The 16,623-nt window shown below is 63.6% G+C and carries 16 protein-coding genes; 9 read left to right on the forward strand and 7 right to left on the reverse strand.

Annotation, left to right across the window (positions count from 1 at the left end; genetic code table 11):
* Window positions 1-32 precede the first annotated feature (32 nt).
* The 4 genes from ACVDG8_RS17460 (at window position 33) to ACVDG8_RS17475 (ending at window position 4,556) form a co-directional block, all read left to right on the forward strand.
* Window positions 33-938, forward strand: a complete 906-nt coding sequence (locus tag ACVDG8_RS17460; protein ID WP_447255781.1) for a branched-chain amino acid ABC transporter permease — start codon at window positions 33-35, stop codon at window positions 936-938.
* 187 nt (window positions 939-1,125) lie between these two features.
* Entirely contained in the window at window positions 1,126-1,731 is a 606-nt protein-coding gene (locus ACVDG8_RS17465; protein WP_447255782.1) for a TRAP transporter small permease subunit, read from the forward strand.
* On the forward strand, window positions 1,731-3,518 hold the full coding sequence (locus ACVDG8_RS17470; protein WP_447257370.1) for a TRAP transporter large permease: 1,788 nt from the start codon (window positions 1,731-1,733) through the stop codon (window positions 3,516-3,518). The genes ACVDG8_RS17465 and ACVDG8_RS17470 overlap by 1 nt, the downstream gene beginning before the upstream one ends.
* A 12-nt stretch (window positions 3,519-3,530) precedes the next feature.
* Entirely contained in the window at window positions 3,531-4,556 is a 1,026-nt protein-coding gene (locus ACVDG8_RS17475; RefSeq protein ID WP_447255783.1) for a zinc-dependent alcohol dehydrogenase family protein, read from the forward strand.
* Between the two features lie 81 nt (window positions 4,557-4,637).
* Here the strand turns inward: ACVDG8_RS17475 and ACVDG8_RS17480 are convergent, their stop codons facing one another.
* Entirely contained in the window at window positions 4,638-5,747 is a 1,110-nt protein-coding gene (locus ACVDG8_RS17480) for a TRAP transporter substrate-binding protein (RefSeq protein ID WP_447255784.1), read from the reverse strand.
* 272 nt (window positions 5,748-6,019) lie between these two features.
* Here ACVDG8_RS17480 and ACVDG8_RS17485 point away from each other — a divergent pair, with 272 nt between their 5' ends.
* A complete protein-coding gene (locus ACVDG8_RS17485) occupies window positions 6,020-6,793 on the forward strand; it encodes a gamma-glutamyl-gamma-aminobutyrate hydrolase family protein (protein WP_455707802.1) in 774 nt (257 codons plus the stop codon).
* Window positions 6,794-6,808: 15 nt separating this feature from the next.
* Here the strand turns inward: ACVDG8_RS17485 and ACVDG8_RS17490 are convergent, their stop codons facing one another.
* The 4 genes from ACVDG8_RS17490 to ACVDG8_RS17505 all read right to left on the reverse strand — a co-directional run bounded on the left by ACVDG8_RS17490 (window position 6,809) and on the right by ACVDG8_RS17505 (window position 10,268).
* Entirely contained in the window at window positions 6,809-7,201 is a 393-nt protein-coding gene (locus tag ACVDG8_RS17490; protein WP_447255786.1) for a hypothetical protein, read from the reverse strand.
* Window positions 7,202-7,298: 97 nt separating this feature from the next.
* A complete protein-coding gene (locus ACVDG8_RS17495) occupies window positions 7,299-8,282 on the reverse strand; it encodes a 2-hydroxyacid dehydrogenase (protein WP_447255787.1) in 984 nt (327 codons plus the stop codon).
* On the reverse strand, window positions 8,279-9,301 hold the full coding sequence (locus ACVDG8_RS17500; protein ID WP_447257371.1) for a LacI family DNA-binding transcriptional regulator: 1,023 nt from the start codon (window positions 9,299-9,301) through the stop codon (window positions 8,279-8,281). The genes ACVDG8_RS17495 and ACVDG8_RS17500 overlap by 4 nt, the downstream gene beginning before the upstream one ends.
* 82 nt (window positions 9,302-9,383) lie before the next feature.
* Window positions 9,384-10,268, reverse strand: a complete 885-nt coding sequence (locus tag ACVDG8_RS17505; RefSeq protein WP_447257372.1) for a DMT family transporter — start codon at window positions 10,266-10,268, stop codon at window positions 9,384-9,386.
* Window positions 10,269-10,759: 491 nt separating this feature from the next.
* On the opposite strand from ACVDG8_RS17505, the gene ACVDG8_RS17510 reads away from it, so the two are divergent.
* A complete protein-coding gene (locus ACVDG8_RS17510; RefSeq protein WP_447255788.1) occupies window positions 10,760-12,004 on the forward strand; it encodes a multidrug effflux MFS transporter in 1,245 nt (414 codons plus the stop codon).
* Here the strand turns inward: ACVDG8_RS17510 and ACVDG8_RS17515 are convergent.
* On the reverse strand, window positions 12,001-12,408 hold the full coding sequence (locus tag ACVDG8_RS17515) for a DUF2000 family protein (protein WP_447255789.1): 408 nt from the start codon (window positions 12,406-12,408) through the stop codon (window positions 12,001-12,003). The two genes, ACVDG8_RS17510 and ACVDG8_RS17515, sit on opposite strands and share 4 nt — an antisense overlap.
* A gap of 47 nt (window positions 12,409-12,455) precedes the next feature.
* Here ACVDG8_RS17515 and ACVDG8_RS17520 point away from each other — a divergent pair, with 47 nt between their 5' ends.
* The gene (locus ACVDG8_RS17520; RefSeq protein ID WP_447255790.1) at window positions 12,456-13,325 is read left to right on the forward strand and encodes an AraC family transcriptional regulator; all 870 of its coding nucleotides are present in this window, start codon (window positions 12,456-12,458) and stop codon (window positions 13,323-13,325) included.
* A 128-nt stretch (window positions 13,326-13,453) separates the two neighbouring features.
* Here ACVDG8_RS17520 and ACVDG8_RS17525 read toward each other — a convergent pair whose 3' ends face one another.
* Entirely contained in the window at window positions 13,454-13,924 is a 471-nt protein-coding gene (locus ACVDG8_RS17525) for a MarR family winged helix-turn-helix transcriptional regulator (protein WP_371008369.1), read from the reverse strand.
* A 424-nt stretch (window positions 13,925-14,348) separates the two neighbouring features.
* Between ACVDG8_RS17525 and ACVDG8_RS17530 the strand changes: the two genes are divergently transcribed.
* Window positions 14,349-15,398 (forward strand): CobW family GTP-binding protein, encoded by a 1,050-nt coding sequence (locus ACVDG8_RS17530; RefSeq protein ID WP_447255791.1) that lies wholly within the window; start codon window positions 14,349-14,351, stop codon window positions 15,396-15,398.
* Between the two features lie 247 nt (window positions 15,399-15,645).
* Window positions 15,646-16,620, forward strand: coding sequence for a WD40 repeat domain-containing protein (locus tag ACVDG8_RS17535; protein ID WP_447255792.1), 975 nt, complete (start codon window positions 15,646-15,648; stop codon window positions 16,618-16,620).
* Window positions 16,621-16,623: the final 3 nt, after the last annotated feature.

A 16,623-nucleotide genomic window follows, 5' to 3' on the forward strand; every position in this document is an offset into this window, starting at 1 on the left:
ACGGGTCGCATCGCGCGGACCCGGGGAGTCGCATGCTCTATTTCTTCCAGCAGGTGCTGAACGGGCTGCATTCGGGCGCGCTCTACGCGCTGCTTGCCTTTGGCTATGTGCTGACCAACGGCATCCTGCATCGCACCAACCTCGCTTATGGCGCGCTGTTTGCCTTTTGCGGCCAGACGATGATCCTGACCGCGGCCTTCGGCTACCAGGCGCTATGGTTGACGCTGTCCGCCTCGGTTGCGCTCGGCGTCGCCGCCGCTCTTCTTTACGCCGCGCTGATCAGCCACGTTCTGTCGCGCAGCGTGTTCGAAAGACTGGCTGACCGCTCGCCCAATGCCATCGTGGTGACGACGCTCGGCATCCTGCTGTTTTTGTCGGAAGCGAGCCGCATTGCCGCCGACACGCATGATTTGTGGCTGCCGCCGATGCTCGCCGATCCGGTGATCTTCGCCAAGGGCGCCGGATTCACGGTCACCTTGACGGTCATCCAACTGCTCGACTGCGCGGCGGTGATCGCGGTGGTCGCGCTGGCCGCCTGGCTGTTCTCGCATTCGCCCTTCGGCCGCGCCTGGCGCGCCGTTTCCGACGACCCGAAGGCGGCGGCGATGTGCGGCGTCGACGTGCGCGCGGTGTTCCGTCGCGCCGTGCTCTATGGCGGGTTCTGCGCTGCCATGGCAGGCGTGCTTGCCGGCCTCTATTACGGCAATGTCAGCTTCGGCACCGGCCTGGTCTACGGCCTCAAGATCCTGTTCGTGACGGCGGTGGGTGGCTATCTGTCGCCGCTCAAGGCAGCGCTCGGCGCCGCCGCCTTCGGCATGGCCGAATCGCTGTGGGCAGGCTATTTCCCGCTCGAATGGCGCGATGCCTGGATCTACCTCTTCCTCGTCGCCATGCTGGTGCTGATCGGCGGCAGCCGCGACCAGGCGAAGATCGCCTGAACCTCTCAGACTTTGGTTGCATGACGCCTCGTCAGGCGGCGGTTAAGGCTGCCTCGCCGAAAGCGAGCATCTGCCGGCGCGGCTTTGTCATGTTGACCTGCCGGACCACCCACTGCATATCGTTGGGCCAGCCGGCGCGACGATAAAGGGGAATCGGGCGCGCCATTGGCATCAGGGAGGAAAATGCATGGCAGGGCTGCTCGCTCTTTCCAGGACGATCGATCGCGTCAATGAATTCATCGGCCGCTGGATATCGTGGCTGATCCTGTTCGCGATCCTGGTGAGCGCCGGCAACGCCGTCATCCGCAAGGTGTTCGACACCTCCTCCAACGCCTGGCTGGAGCTGCAATGGTATCTGTTCGGCGCCGCCTTCATGCTGGCCGCCGCCTACACGCTGAAACAGAACGACCACATCCGCATCGACATCGTCTACGGCATGTGGTCACGCCGCGTGCAGCACTGGATCGACCTGCTCGGCCATGTCTTCTTCCTGATGCCCTTCGTAGTGCTGATGGTGATCTATTTCGTGCCCTATGTGTCGCTGTCCTTCCGCAGCGGCGAGATGTCGACCAATGCCGGCGGCCTGATCGTCTGGCCGGCCAAGGCGATCCTGCTGGTCGGCTTCTTCCTTCTGGCGCTGCAAGGGGTTTCCGAGATCATCAAGAAGATCGCCATCATCCGAGGCGACATGGACGATCCCAATCCCTTCATCTCGGTGCATGAGCAGGCCGAGCTCGAGGCCAAGGCGCTGGCCGAAGAGGCGAAGGCGATTGCCGGCGAGGTGCGTTCGTGATCGAATTCATCGCCCAGAACATGGCGCCGATCATGTTCGCCTCGCTGATCATCTTCCTGTTGATCGGCTACCCCGTCGCCTTCTCGCTCGCCGCCAACGGCCTGATGTTCTTCTTCATCGGCGTGGTGCTGTCGCCCTATTCAGGCGGCTCGATCAATCTCGCCTGGCCATTGCTGCACGCGCTGCCCGACAATTTCTACGGCACCAGGGTGATGTCGAACGACACGCTGCTGGCGATCCCGTTCTTCACCTTCATGGGCATCGTGCTCGAACGATCAGGCATGGCCGAGGACCTGCTCGACACCATCGGCCAGCTGTTCGGGCCGATCCGCGGCGGCCTTGCCTATGCGGTGATCTTCGTCGGCGCGCTGCTTGCCGCCACGACCGGCGTGGTGGCGGCTTCGGTCATCGCCATGGGCCTGATCTCCTTGCCGATCATGCTGCGCTACGGCTATGACCGCAGGGTCGCCTCGGGGGTCATTGCGGCCTCCGGCACGCTGGCGCAGATCATCCCGCCTTCGCTGGTGCTGATCGTGCTGGCCGATCAGCTCGGACGCTCGGTCGGCGATATGTATGCGGGCGCGCTAATCCCCGGCCTCGTGCTCACCGGCCTCTACATGGGCTACATCCTGATCCTGTCGATCGTCCGGCCGCACTCGATGCCGGCCCTGCCGCTGGAGGCGCGCACGCTCGGCCATGGCGTGCTGTCGCTGATCGTGGCGCTCATCGTTACGGTTGCGATTTCCTACGGCGCCTATCGTTATCTTGCGCCAACCCAGGGCGACAATGCCGACATCCTCGGCTTCGCCGTCGGCGTCATCATCATCTATGTGATGGCGATCGTCGACCAACGGCTGAAGCTCAACATCATGTCCAGGCTGACGCAGCAGGTGATCATCGTGCTGATCCCGCCGCTGGCGCTGATCTTCCTGGTGCTGGGCACCATCTTCCTCGGCATCGCCACGCCGACCGAGGGCGGCGCCATGGGCGCCGTCGGCGCGCTCATCATGGCGGGACTCAAGGGCCGGCTGACGAGGGACGTCATCAACCAGGCGCTGGCCTCGACGACCAGGCTTTCCTCCTTCGTGCTGTTCATCCTGATCGGCGCGCGCGTCTTTTCGCTGACCTTCTACGGCGTCAACGGCCATATCTGGGTCGAGCACCTCCTGACCTCGCTGCCGGGCGGCGAGACCGGGTTCCTGATCGGCGTCAACATCCTGGTCTTCGTGCTTGCTTTCTTCCTCGATTTCTTCGAGCTCGCCTTCATCATCGTGCCGCTTCTGGCGCCGGCCGCCGACAAACTCGGCATCGACCTGATCTGGTTCGGCGTGCTGCTCGGCGTCAACATGCAGACGAGCTTCATGCACCCGCCTTTCGGCTTTGCGCTGTTCTATCTGCGCTCGGTGGCCGCCCGCGTGCCCTACCTCGACCGCATCACCGGCAAGCAGATCGCGCCGGTCACCACGGGGCAGATCTATTGGGGCGCCGTGCCCTTCGTCTGCATCCAGGTGATCATGATCGGGCTCACCATCGCCTTCCCGCAAATGGTCATGCGCTACAAGAGCACCGCCGTCGATCAGGGCACGATCGACTACAAGGTGCCCGACGTACCCGGCATGTCACCGTTCGGCGCGCAGCCGGCGGGCAATGGTTCGGCGCCGGCCAATGGCACAGCGCCGGCAACGTCGGGCACGCCCGATCTGTCGCAGCCGCCGAGCTTTGGCGACGCGCCGGCCAAGCCGGCCGCACCCACGCCCGATCTCACACAACCGCCGAACTTCAACTGAGGGGCAAGAGCCATGCGAGCCGTGCGATTGGAAGCGGTAGGCAAGATTGCGCTGCGCGAGGTGCCCAAGCCCGTTTGCGGGCCAGAGGACGTCCTCGTCCGGATCGAGGCGTGCGGCGTCTGCGGCACCGATTGCCATCTGTTCCATGGCGAGTTTCCCTGCACGCCGCCGGTGACGCTCGGCCATGAGTTCGCCGGCATCGTCGAGGCTGTCGGCGCCGCGGTGCCCGGCATCGCCATCGGCGACCGCGTCACCGGCGATCCCAACATCGCCTGCGGCCGCTGCGCCCATTGCCACGCCGGTCGCGTCAATCTGTGCAGCAATTTGCGCGCCATCGGCATCCATCGCGACGGCGGCTTTGCCGACTATGTGCTTATGCCGCACAAGCAGGCGTTCAAGTTGCCGGCAAATCTCAAGCCGACACATGGGGCTTTCTGCGAGCCGCTGGCCTGCTGCCTGCACGGCGTCGACCTTGCCGCGATCAGGCCGGGCGCGACAGTGGCGGTGCTTGGCGGCGGCGTTATCGGTCTGCTTGTCGTACAACTGGCCAAGCTCGCAGGCGCGACGACCATCATCCTGTCGACCCGGCAGGCCTCGCGTCGGGCGCTTGCGGAAGAACTTGGCGCAACGGCGACAATCGATCCCAGTGCAGGCGACCCGATCGCGGCCATTGTCGGACCGAACGGCCTGGCGCCTGGCGGGGTCGATGTCGTGCTCGAATGCGCCGGCGTGCGTGACACGGTCGAGCAGTCGATGCGTATTGCGAGATCCGGCGGCACGGTCGTGATCGTCGGCGTCGTGCCGCAAGGCATGAAGGTGGAAATCGAGCCGTTCGACCTGCTGTTTCGGGAGCTGAAGGTGCTTGGCTCCTTCCTCAACCCCTTTACGCATGGCCGCGCGGCGCAATTGATCGCCTCGGGCGCGATCGAGATCGACAGACTGATATCGAGGCAGGTCACTCTGGAGCAAGCGCCGGACGTGATCGCCGGTCCGCCCGCGCCTGGCGAGGTCAAGGTGCTGGTGGTGCCGGGCCGCTGATCACATTCGATCAATGCGAAAATGCAAAGGCCCCGGACTGAGCCGGGGGCCTTCCAGATCAACACAATTGTCCAAAAGCGCCTACAGCTTGCCGTTGCGCTGCTGCACCATCATGAAGGTGTCGTAATTGTATTCGGCGACCTGCGCCCACAGGTAATGCTCCTTGCGGAACGCCTTGATCGATTCCCAGATCTTCTTGAACGGCGCGTTCGAGGCTTCCATCTCGGCATAGACCTCGTTGGCCTTCTCGAAACATGCCGCCATGATGTCCTGGCTGAAGGGTCTCAGCTTGGCGCCGCCGGCAACCAGCCGCCTGACCGCCGGTGGATTCACATAGTCGTATTTCTGCAGCATGTTTGCATCCGCAGCCTGCGCCGCGGTGCGCACCAGCGATTTGTAAGTCGGCGAAAGTTCTTCGTATTTCGCCTTGTTGAACAACAGGTGGACGGTCGGGCCGCCTTCCCACCATCCCGGATAATAGTAATAGGGCGCGACCTTGTAGAAGCCGAGCTTCTCGTCGTCATAGGGGCCGACCCATTCGGCGGCGTCGATGGTGCCCTTTTCGAGCGCCGGGTAGATGTCGCCGCCGGCAATCTGCTGTGGCACGACGCCGAGCCTCTCGATAACCTTGCCGGCGAAGCCGCCGATGCGCATTTTCAGGCCGGACAGGTCGGCAACGCTGTTGATCTCCTTGCGGAACCAGCCGCCCATCTGCACGCCGGTGTTGCCGCCGGGCAGGCCGAACAGCCCTTGCGTAGCAAGGAATTCGTTGAAGAGGTCGATGCCGCCGCCATGATAGTGCCAGGCGTTCATGCCGCGCGCGTTGAGCGAGAACGGCACGGCGGCGCCCAGCGCCCAGGTCGGGTCCTTGCCCCAGTAATAGTAAGCCACCGTATGCGCGGCCTCGACGGTGCCGGCGGATGCGGCGTCAGCGGCCTGCAGGCCGGGCACCAGTTCGCCGGAAGCAAAGACCTGGACCTGGAAATTGCCGTCGGTCGCTTCCGACAGCATCTTGGAAAAGACTTCCGCGCCGCCATAGATCGTGTCGAGCGATTTCGGGAAGGACGACGCCAGCCGCCAGGTCACTTTCGGATTGGACTGCGCTATCGCCGGCGTGGCCAGAGCAGCGGCGGCCGCCGCAACGCCTACGCCGGATACGCCGGCCTTGCGGATGAATGAACGACGATCCATGCAGTTTCCTCCCATCGTGGATCAGCTGACCGAGGTCCCGACATTATCCTCCATGTCCGGTTCGGTTGCCAAGAAACATACACGGGCAAGGCGTCGAGTCCAGCATTGCCGCAGGCTTCGCGCCAATCCTGCCAGGCCTTGCAACTATAGTCTAACGTGCGTCACCGTGGCCTATGCAAGCTCGCGAAACTTGCCATGGAAAAGCCGCGACGGATGGCTTATTTTGCAGGCGGAACAGTTCCTTGGCCTTTTTGATGGAAACCAAACCCAAAATGCAGCAGCCGCTCGTCGCAATCTCGACCGACGTCCGCCAGTTCGACAATTACACCTGGCATGCGGCGCCCCAGCAATATCTGGAAGCGGCGGTCGCCGGCGCCGGTGTGTTCCCGGTGCTGGTGCCGTCCTTCGGCGATCGGCTCGATCTGGACGAACTGCTCTCGTCGGTCGATGGCGTCATGGTTACCGGATCGAAGTCAAACGTGCACCCCGCGCTCTATGGCGGCGATCCGAGCGAGGCCAACGGTCCTTACGACCCGGCGCGCGACGCCACGACGCTGCCGTTGATCCGCAAGGCGATCGAGCGCGGCGTGCCGCTGCTTGCGATCTGCCGCGGCATCCAGGAGCTCAACGTGGCGCTGGGCGGCACGCTCGGCACCGAGATCCAGGAGCGCGAAGGCTCGCTCGACCATCGCGCGCCGGTCAGCGACAATCAGGACGAGCGCTTCGGCATCCACCAGACGATTTCGATCAAGGCCGGCAGCTGCCTCGCCGGCGTGTTCGGCGCCGGCGAGATCAAGGTCAACTCGCTGCATCGCCAGGCGATCGACAGGCTCGGATCAAAGCTTCAGGTCGAGGCCCTAGCCACCGACGGCACCGTCGAGGCGGTCTCGGTCAAGGATGCCCGCGCCTTCGCGGTGGGCGTTCAATGGCACCCGGAATACTGGGTGAAGTCGGACAGCAATTCCGCCAAGATCTTCAAGGCTTTCGGCGATGCCGTGCGGCTGCACGCGGCGGCCAAGGCGGGCGCGCGCGCCGCGGCAGAGTAAATCCGCCGCAGGCGATCAATCGTTGCTGTCGTTGTTCAGCGCCAGAATTGGCGTCGCCGGCGTGTAGGATTCGTAACCATCGCCGTCGGCGACGGAGAAGGTGACGATCGGATCGATCCCGTTCTCGCTGAACGCCACCGTGCCATCCGCCCCTTCGCGCCAGAACTTCGCCCGCTCTATGCCCGGCATCAGCTTGCGGCAATTCGGGGCCACCGAAAGCAGCGACAGACCATCCGAGACCGCTGAGCCGCGATGGATGGCGCAGGCTGCTTCGTCGCCATTGGCCGTCAACAGATACGTGCTTGACGGGGTGGCCTCGTTGGCCGTGCCTTGGCCATCGCCGCCATGCAGAAACTGCAGGCCCCCGAACACCGCGACGGACACGACCAAACCAGCAACCAACTTCACCCTGCTTCTCCATACCAACTCAAGTATGAAAAATGATTTCAAAGGGTTAAGCGGGCGTTAAGGCGCCAGAAAAGCATTAACAAATGTGGCCAGAGCGCTAGGCGCGCGCCTTGACGTCGATCGTTTCCGGCACCGCCGTCAGCGGCCGGCGATCGGTAAACCAGGAAATCAGATTGTCGACGCAAAGATCGGCCATGGCGCGCCGCGTATGCTGGGACGCCGAGCCAACATGCGGCAGCAGCGAGGTGTTGGGCGCTTCGAGCAGCGCCCCCGGCACGTTCGGTTCGTCGGCAAAGACATCGAGGCCGGCGGCGGCGATGGTGCCGTTCTTGAGGGCGGCGGCAAGCGCGGCTTCGTCCACCGTCGAGCCGCGGCCGATGTTGACGAAAACGCCGTTCGGGCCGAGCGCCGACAGGATTTCGGCATTGATCGCCTTCTCGGTCGCAGCACCACCCGGCGCCACACAGATCAGCGTATCGACAGCCTCGGCGAGCCCCTCCAGCGTCGCATGGTATTGGTAGGCGAGACCCTCGACCTTGCGGCGGTTGTGATAGGAAACCTGCAGGCCAAAGGCGTCGAGACGGCGGGCTATGGCGAGGCCGATGCGGCCCATGCCGAAAATGCCGACGCTGCGGCCGCGCAAGGTGAGCCGGCTCAGGCGATAATTGCCGTGCTTCAGCCAATCGCCGTCGCGCAGATATTTCTCGGCGACATAGAGTTCCCGCACCGTGTTGATCAGCAGGCCGATCGTGGTGTCGGCGACCTCCTCGGTCAGCACATCCGGCGTGTTGGTGACCATGACGCCGCGTGTGGCGGCGTGACGGGCATCGACCGAATCGTAGCCGACGCCGAAATTGGCGATGATTTCGAGGTTGGGCAGCGCGTCGATCATGGCGGCGTCGATGCCGCCGAAAGAGGCGATGCCGCGCACGGATTTGCGCATCTCATCGGTGACCAGCGACGGGTCGGCGCGCTCGACGCGCACGCGCTGGAACGCTTTGTCGATACGGCCGATGGCATGGTCGTTGAAATTGCCCGGCACCAGGATGGCGACCGGCAATTTCGCTTCGGCTTTGGTCATGCACGCTCCACCGGCTTGCCGGTCGACTGCCGCACATGCAGTTCCGGCTTGATCAGTTCCTGCGAGGGCCGCACCGCTTGCCCGTTCAACTTGTCGAGCAGCGCGCTGGCGGCGCGGCGGCCGACCTCGCGCTGACCGTTCCAGACCGTGGTCAGCGCCGGTGTCGCGATTGCCGCCTCCTCGAGATCGTCATAGCCGGTGACGGAGATATCGACGCCCGGCACAAGGCCGGCGCGCGCGATGCCGTTCATCAGCCCGATCGCGACCAGATCATTCCAGCAGCAGGCGGCGGTGGGCTTGTCTTTCAGCGCCAAAAACTGTCCTGCCGCCTCAAATCCAGCTTGCTTGGTGCGCGGCCCGGGAATGCGCCAGGACGGCCTGACCTCCAGCCCGGCCGCTTCCATGGCGTTGACATAGCCCTGGTAGCGGTCGCGGCCGGTCGACGTCTGGTCGGTGCCGCCGATCATGGCGATGCGCTTGTGGCCGAGCGAGATCAAATGGTTGGTGGCGAGCGCGGTGCCATAGGCATCGTCGCCGCGGAACACCGGCACATCGGCGCCGGCGACGCTGCGCGCGATCAGCACTGCCGGCAGGCCGTTTTCCTCGGCCATGATGATGTCCTCGGCCGGCGTGCCGATGGCCGGCGACATGATGACGCCGTCGGCGCCGAGCTGCAGCAGCGTATCGATGAAGGTGCGCTGCTTTTCGAGCTGGTCGTAGTGGTTGGAGAGGATGAAGGTCTGCCGGCTGCGGTCGAGCTCGCTCTCGATCGAACGCAGTATCTCGGCGAAGAACGGGTTCATGATGTCGTGGACGACGACGCCGACGATGCCCGAGCGCGAGGTGCGCAGCGAGGCGGCGCGGCGGTTGTAGATATAGCCGATGGCGCGGGCATGCTCCTTGATGCGCTCGCGGGTGGCGCCGGCCACCAGCGGGCTGTCGCGCAGCGCCAGCGAGACCGTTGCCGTGGAGACGCCCAGCGCATCCGCGATCGTCGAAAGCTTGATCTTCTGTGCCAGCGCCCTTCGCTCCCCAGGGTCTTTTGATTTTAACGGCTTTAAATTGTTTAAAACGGCCTTATGCCACCGGTTCTGGAGCAAATCAAAGTTTTTTCGCCAGGGTCTCGGTCTCTGTGTCGAGCGAGGCGGAGTTGCGCAGGCGAAGCCGGTGCTCGCGATGGATGATATAAAGCCCGCTGGCGACGATGATGGCTGCGCCGATCAGCGTCCAGCGGTCCGGGAACTGGTGGAAGATCAGCCAGCCGGAAATGATCATCCACACCATTTGCGAATAGGGATAGGGCGCCAGTTGCGTCGTGGTCGCCAGGCGATAGGCGCGAACCAGCAGATAGTGGCCGCCGGCGCCGAAGACGCCGAGCATCAGGACGACGAACCATTGAAAGCCGCCATGTGGCAGCGCATGCGAGAATACCAGCAGCGGGGCAAGCAGCACGGACGGCGCCAGCGCGGAGAACAGGATCAGGCTTTCCGACGTCTCCGAGGCCGACATACGCCGCGTCATGATGACGTAAAAACTGTTCGACAGCATCGAGCCCAGCGCGAAGAGATGGCCGATGCCGAACACGCCGATGCCCGGACGGGTGATGATCAAGACGCCGGCAAAGCCGGTGAGGATGGCGAGCCAACGCCGCCATCCAGCCCATTCGCCGAGCAACGGCCCGGCAAGCGCGGTGATGACCATCGGGCCGAAGAAGTAGATCGAGGTGGTTTCGGCAAGCTGCAGCGTGCGCAGGGCCAGGATGTTGAACATCGTCGAGCCGAACAGAAACAGCCCGCGCAATATATGCGCCGGCAGATTGTTGGCGCGAAAGCGCGACGGCTCGCGCCAGCTGCGCAGGAAGACACCGACGAGCAGGACATGGACGGTGAAGCGCGTCCAGGCGACGATCAGCGCCGAAACGCCGGCCAGCACCAGATATTTGCTGGAGGTGTCAAGAAAGGTGAAGCAGACATAGACGCACAGCATCAACACCATCGCCGCCGGCGGCGTTGCGCTGTCGTCTTGGGTTCGGGAAACAGTCAATTTCAGTCCGGAAGGAGCAAAGGCAGACACCACCTTTGCGGCAATCATCGCTCACCCGCAAGCCAATTGTCGGCCGCCAAGACGCCGAAGCCTGCTGGCACAACAACGGGAGCCCGCAGGCTCAGCCCCATCCCATCCTGGGCGACCCGAGGAAATTCGGGTCACGCCTGAAACAGGCTACAAAGCATGGGCTCTGTAGCTGATCGGCGTCGACAGCGTGCTGCTTGACGACATGCAACTTTCCGCCTAGCTCATGAGGCCATGAACATCGCAACGGTTTTCGTCGTGGTAAGGGAGCGCATGGGCAGGATGGTGTAACCATCCGGCGAAAGCACCCATGCGCGGTAAGCAGGCTCCTGACGGGGCCTTTTTTATGCCCGGAATTGGGCCGCCTCGTCAGATCCACTTTATCCCTCCGACAAAGCGAAGAGATCATGGCGAGCGACAACCCCAGTCGAAAACCAGGCGCGGACATCCCTGCTAAAGCAGCGGTCTCCGAAGCCGTTGCCCCACCCCGACTGATGACCCTTATCCTGCTTTCGGCTCTTGCTGTGCTGCCGGTGAACATGATTTTGCCGTCGCTGCCGCACATTGCCGCGACGTTCAAGGCTGATTTCGCATTGGTCAATCTATCGGTCGCAGGCTTTGCGATTATCACCGCCGTCATAGAAGCCATCGGGGGCACGATATCGGATCGATTTGGACGCAGGCCGGTCGTCCTGATGTCTCTGTCCATCTTCATCGCCGCGTCCATCGGCTGTGCCGTGGCCCCCAATATCGAGACTTTGCTTCTGTTTCGCGCGATGCAGGCGTGCATCGGACCCTGCTATTCCGTCGCCTTGGTGATCATCAAGGAGACATCGGGCGAGCGCGAGGCCGCCAGCAAATTTGGCTATCTCGCCATGGGGTGGGCGCTGGCGCCCATGGTCGGTCCTTTGTTCGGCGGGGCACTGGATGAGTTGTTCGGATGGCGTTCGATCTTCGTTGTCCTTGCAATCCTCGGTGCAGCCGCCTTCGCCTTGTCCGCGCGCCAGATCCGAGCAACGGTCACCGCGTTGCCGAAATCGAACAGGAACTACGCTGCCGCCTATGGCCTGCTCCTGTGTTCGCAGCGGTTTTGGGCCTACACGCTGTGCATGGCCGCCTCGATGGGAGTGCTCTATGTGTTCCTGGGAGGGGCGCCATTGGTCATTGGTGACGCCCTCGGCGGATCAAGCGCCAAGCTCGGTCTTTACATGGGATTTGTTCCCACCGGCTTCATCCTTGGCAGCTATCTGGCTGGACGTTACGCCTCGAAGACCTCCCTGAGCGCGACACTTGTCCTCGCGCGCGTCACGACATGTGCAGGTCTGCTGGTGGGTCTGCTCCTATCCGGCTTTGGCATCACCCACGTCCTGGCTTTCTTCGGCCCTTGCGTGTTCGTCGGCATCGGCAATGGATTGACCATGCCGGCCGCCAACAGCGGCGCATTGTCAGTGCGACCGGATCTGGTCGGCACCGCTGCAGGGCTGGCCGCGGCAATGAGGATCGGTGGTGGGGCACTTATAGCCTCGATCGCCGGTCTGTTCCTTGCCAATTCGGTCCATGCGCTTTTCATCACGATGCTGATATCGGCGGCACTCGCACTATCGGCGGCACTATACGCCGCCCTGCTCGATCGACGGCAGCTGGCCGCCTAGCCGTGCATGCGGGCGCCTTTGGTGGTCTTGTCGACCAGCTTTTTCTCGGCGCGCAGCGCGATGCCGACCACCTTTGCATCGTCCGGCGCAAATTGGGCGAAGACGGCGCGGTTGGCCACGTCGTGGCCGGTTGCGAACATCTCCTCGATATAGGCAGATGTCGTCACGCCGCGCTCCAGCGCCCGGCGATGGATGGTGCTCAGCGTCGCCGCATCAGCCGACAAGACGATGACCGGCTGGATCGACATCGGGTTGTAGAGATTGCCGGCGCGATCGCGATAGGGCTCGCCGATGGCTTCGGGAAACTGGGCGACGATGCCGCTGGTCAGGAACGCCGTGACGTTGAGCTTTTGCCAGATAGGCAGATCGTCCTTGAGAACAATTGCAATTTTCGTATCGAACACCAAGATTTGAACTCCAAGAGAGCCCTATGACGGGCAAGGATCGAGCGATGACGCAGGGTCTAGGCGGTGAGGTGGCGCAAGGTCTTGAACGTTCGTGCGCGGATCCGATCGCTGCGCAGGACCGGATCGTCTCGGCGCCGGGCGGAGCCGGAATCGAGCGCATCGAGGCGCATTTCCATGGCAACGCCTTCGATCTGCACCGCCACGACACCTATGCGCTGGGGGTGACGCTTTCAGGCGTGCAGCGTTTCCACTATCGCGGCGCCGTGCGGCACAGCCTGCCCGGCCAGGTGATCGCGCTGCATCCCGACGAGCTGCATGACGGTGGCGCCGGCACAGAGGACGGGCTGCTCTACCGGATCCTCTATTTGGAGCCGTCGCTGCTGCTCGATTGCCTCGGCGGGGCGCCGCTACCCTTCGTTGCCGACGCCGTGGTGAGCGACTCGGCGCTGCGCGACACGTTGCTTTCGGTGCTCGGCCCTCTCGACGAGGAACTCGACGATCTTTTTGTGGCGGATTTCGTTGCACAGCTGGCGCAGCATCTGGAGCGCCATGCCGGAGAGCCGGCAAAGCCTGCGGGCAAAACCGCCTGGCGGGCCGCATCGCTTGCCCGCGACTATCTCGAGGAGAATACCGAACGTCCAGTGCGATCCGGCGAGTTGGAGGCGGTCACCGGGCTCGACCGCTATGCGTTGTCGCGGCATTTCCGCGCGACCTATTCGACCAGCCCGCACCGGTTCCTGTTGATGCGCCGGCTGCAGCGGGCGCGGCGCATGATCGAGGCGGGCGAGCCGCTGGCCGAGATCGCGGCCGGCGCCGGCTTCAGCGACCAGAGCCATTTCAACCGGCATTTCAAGAAAGCGTTCGGGGTGACGCCGGGGCGCTGGGCGGCGCTGGTGCGCGGGGCGGCGGCTTAGGTTCGCGCTTCGCGACAGTGCTTACGGAATGATGCTGGGACGTAGCGTGAAGCGACGATGCTTCGCATCGCGCTTTAAGGCGACAACGCTGACGCAGCGTGTGAAGCGACGACGCTACGCGTCGCGCTTTAATCATCCAACTCCGCGTCGTCGTCGATCAGTTCCAGATCTTCATTGGAAAGATTGGCCTCGATGCGGGCAAGCAGCTTGAACAGCGCCTTCTGGTCCTTCTTGTCGAGGCCCTTCAGCGCCTGCTTCTCGGTCTTCTTCACCGACTTCTCGATGGCGCGGATGGTTTCGCGGCCGCTCTCGGTCAGGAAGATATGCGCCTGGCGGGCGTCGGCCGAGGAGGCGCGCTTTTCCAGGAACCCCTGCGCCTGCAGCCTGTTGATGGTCTTGGTGATCGTCGGCGGGCGCACGCCGAGCCGGCCAGCGAGATTGCCCGGCGTTTGGCCATCCTCGCGGTCGAGCGCCAGCATGATCTGGTCCTGGCCCGCGTAGAAGCCGTGCGCCAGAAGCCGCGCCGCGAGCGCCGTGCGCGCCAGCCTGGCCGCTGAATGCAGCCGGCTCATTGTCGCTGTCTTGTCCGCCTTGGCCATGGTCATCCCCTCTTCGGCCGAACCGGGACGGCCAGCATAGAGGCTGGCTGGCGGTTGGCAAATGACGATCTAAAAGAATCCGCTTGCAGAACAGCTTTGCCGGCAAGCAATGCGGTGCCCGGCGTGGTGATGCCAGATGTTTATTTCAGTTAGATGACAAATGACTTTTGGACAGCTTGATTTACAGCACCGACCGGCATTGCGCCATGGTGTTCAAACAGTCTTGATCGGCATGATGACCACGGCGTGAACCGCACTGCCCGGGAGCCGTCGATTTAGCGACATTCGTGCTGGCGGGAAACCACCCGGACAGCCCAGCCAGAAGCTCATCCGGCCGGAATTCCTGGCCCAGCTTTTTGCGGCGTGCAAAAGCCACCTCGCCATCCTATATGAGGCCGACAATCCCAGATTTTCGAGGCAAGCCATGAGCGATGCACAAACGCAAATCCCCGTAACCGTCCTCACCGGTTACCTCGGCGCCGGCAAGACGACGCTGCTCAACCGTATCCTGTCGGAGAACCATGGCAGACGCTACGCCGTCATTGTCAACGAGTTCGGCGAGATCGGTATCGACAACGACCTGATCGTCGAATCCGACGAGGAAATCTACGAGATGAACAATGGCTGCGTCTGCTGCACGGTGCGCGGCGACCTGATCCGCGTCGTCGAAGGCCTGATGAAGCGGCCCGGCCGCTTCGACGCCATCGTCGTCGAGACGACAGGCTTGGCCGACCCGGTGCCGGTGGCGCAGACCTTCTTCATGGACGACGACGTGCGCTCCAAGACCAAGCTCGACGCCGTGGTAGCGCTGGTCGACGCCAAGCACCTGCCGCTGCGGTTGAAGGATTCCAAGGAAGCCGAGGACCAGATCGCCTTCGCCGACGTCGTAGTGCTGAACAAGACCGACCTCGTCACGCCGGACGAGCTCGACAAGGTCGAAGCGACGATCCGCGCCATCAACCCGGCGGCAAAAATCCACCGAACGCAGCGTTCCGGCGTGGCGCTCAACGAAGTGCTCGACCGCGGTGCCTTCGACCTGTCGCGCGCGCTGGAAAACGATCCGCACTTCCTCGACGCGCACGACCATGATCATGACCACTACGATCATGACCACGATCATCACGATCACGACGGGCATGATCATCACCATCATGACCATGCTTCGGACATCCATGACGTGACGGTGAAATCGGTGTCGCTGCGCGGCGGCGAGATGGATCCGAAGAAGTTCTTCCCCTGGATCGAGAAAGTGACCCAGATGGAAGGCCCCAACATCCTGCGGCTGAAGGGCATCATCGCGCTCAAGGGCGACGACGACCGCTATGTGCTGCAAGGCGTGCACATGATCCTCGAGGGCGACCACCAGCGCGCCTGGAAGGACGGCGAAAAGCATGAGAGCCGGCTGGTCTTCATCGGCCGCGACCTCGACGCCGAGCGGCTCAAGAAGAGCTTCGACGCCTGCCAGGCGGCTTGATTTCCTGACTTTCAGGCGCTAGCGCTGCGCTTCTTCCTTCTCCCTTGTGGGAGAAGGTGGCCTCGCGAAGCGAGGTCGGATGAGGGGTGCTCCAGCTTGGCGATGACGGTATTCCGTTACGCACCCCTCATCCGTCTCGGCGCTACGCGCCGATCCACCTTCTCCCACAAGGGGAGAAGGGAGCGCCACATCTGGCCGCGCCAGCGGCTTCACCGGCGTGACGACAATCTTCATTGGAGCGGTTCGGATGCCCACAGTTGCCCCGCTTGATCTCGAAGGCCATTGCGTTGCCGCCGTCTTCCTCGGCGATGTGCCGCATTTTGCTCTGGCCGACGGCGCGATCCACCGGCTCGACAATGGGCAAAAGACGGCGCAGGCGAACGATGGCCTGTTGGCAGCCTTCCACGATGCCGCCAACGACAGGCTGATCACCGGCGGCGAGGACGGCAAGGTGTTTGCCGTCAAGGCGGGCGGCGAGGTCAGCGAACTCGCCAGCGCCGGCAAGAAGTGGGTCACCAGCGTCGCCGCCGGGCCGCACGGCGCGATCGCCTATGCCTCGGGCAAGACCGCTTTCGTGCGTTTCGCCGACGGCAAGGTCAAGGAATTCGCCCATCCGCGCTCGGTCGAAGGGCTGGGCTTCTCGCCCAAGGGCATGCGTTTCGGCGTCGCCCGCTACAATGGCGCGACGCTGCATTTTCCGGCCGCCGAGGGCAAACCGGTCGAACTCGAATGGGCCGGCGCCCATACCGGCATCACGTTTTCCCCCGACGGCGCCTTCCTTGTCACCACCATGCAGGAAAACGCGCTGCATGGCTGGAAGCTCGCCGACGGCAAGCACATGCGCATGAGCGGTTACCCCGGCAAGGTCAAAAGCCTGTCCTGGAGCGTCAAGGGCAAATGGCTGGCAAGCTCCGGCGCGCCGGCGGCGATCGTCTGGCCGTTCGCCAGCAAGGACGGGCCGATGGGCAAGGCGCCGCTGGAACTCGGCACGCGCGGCAACACGATGGTGACCTGCGTTGCCTGCCACCCGAGCCAGGATGTCGTGGCCATCGGCTACGAGGACGGCATGGTCATCGCGGCGCGTTTTGCCGACGCCAAGGAGGTGCTGCTGCGCCGCCCCGGCAAGGGCGCCATCACCGCGATGACGTGGGACAAGGAAGAACGCCGCATCGTCTTCGGCAGCGCGGCCGGCGATTGCGGCGTGATCGACATCACGGCCTGAACA

Source organism: Mesorhizobium sp. ORM8.1, assembly GCF_053005525.2.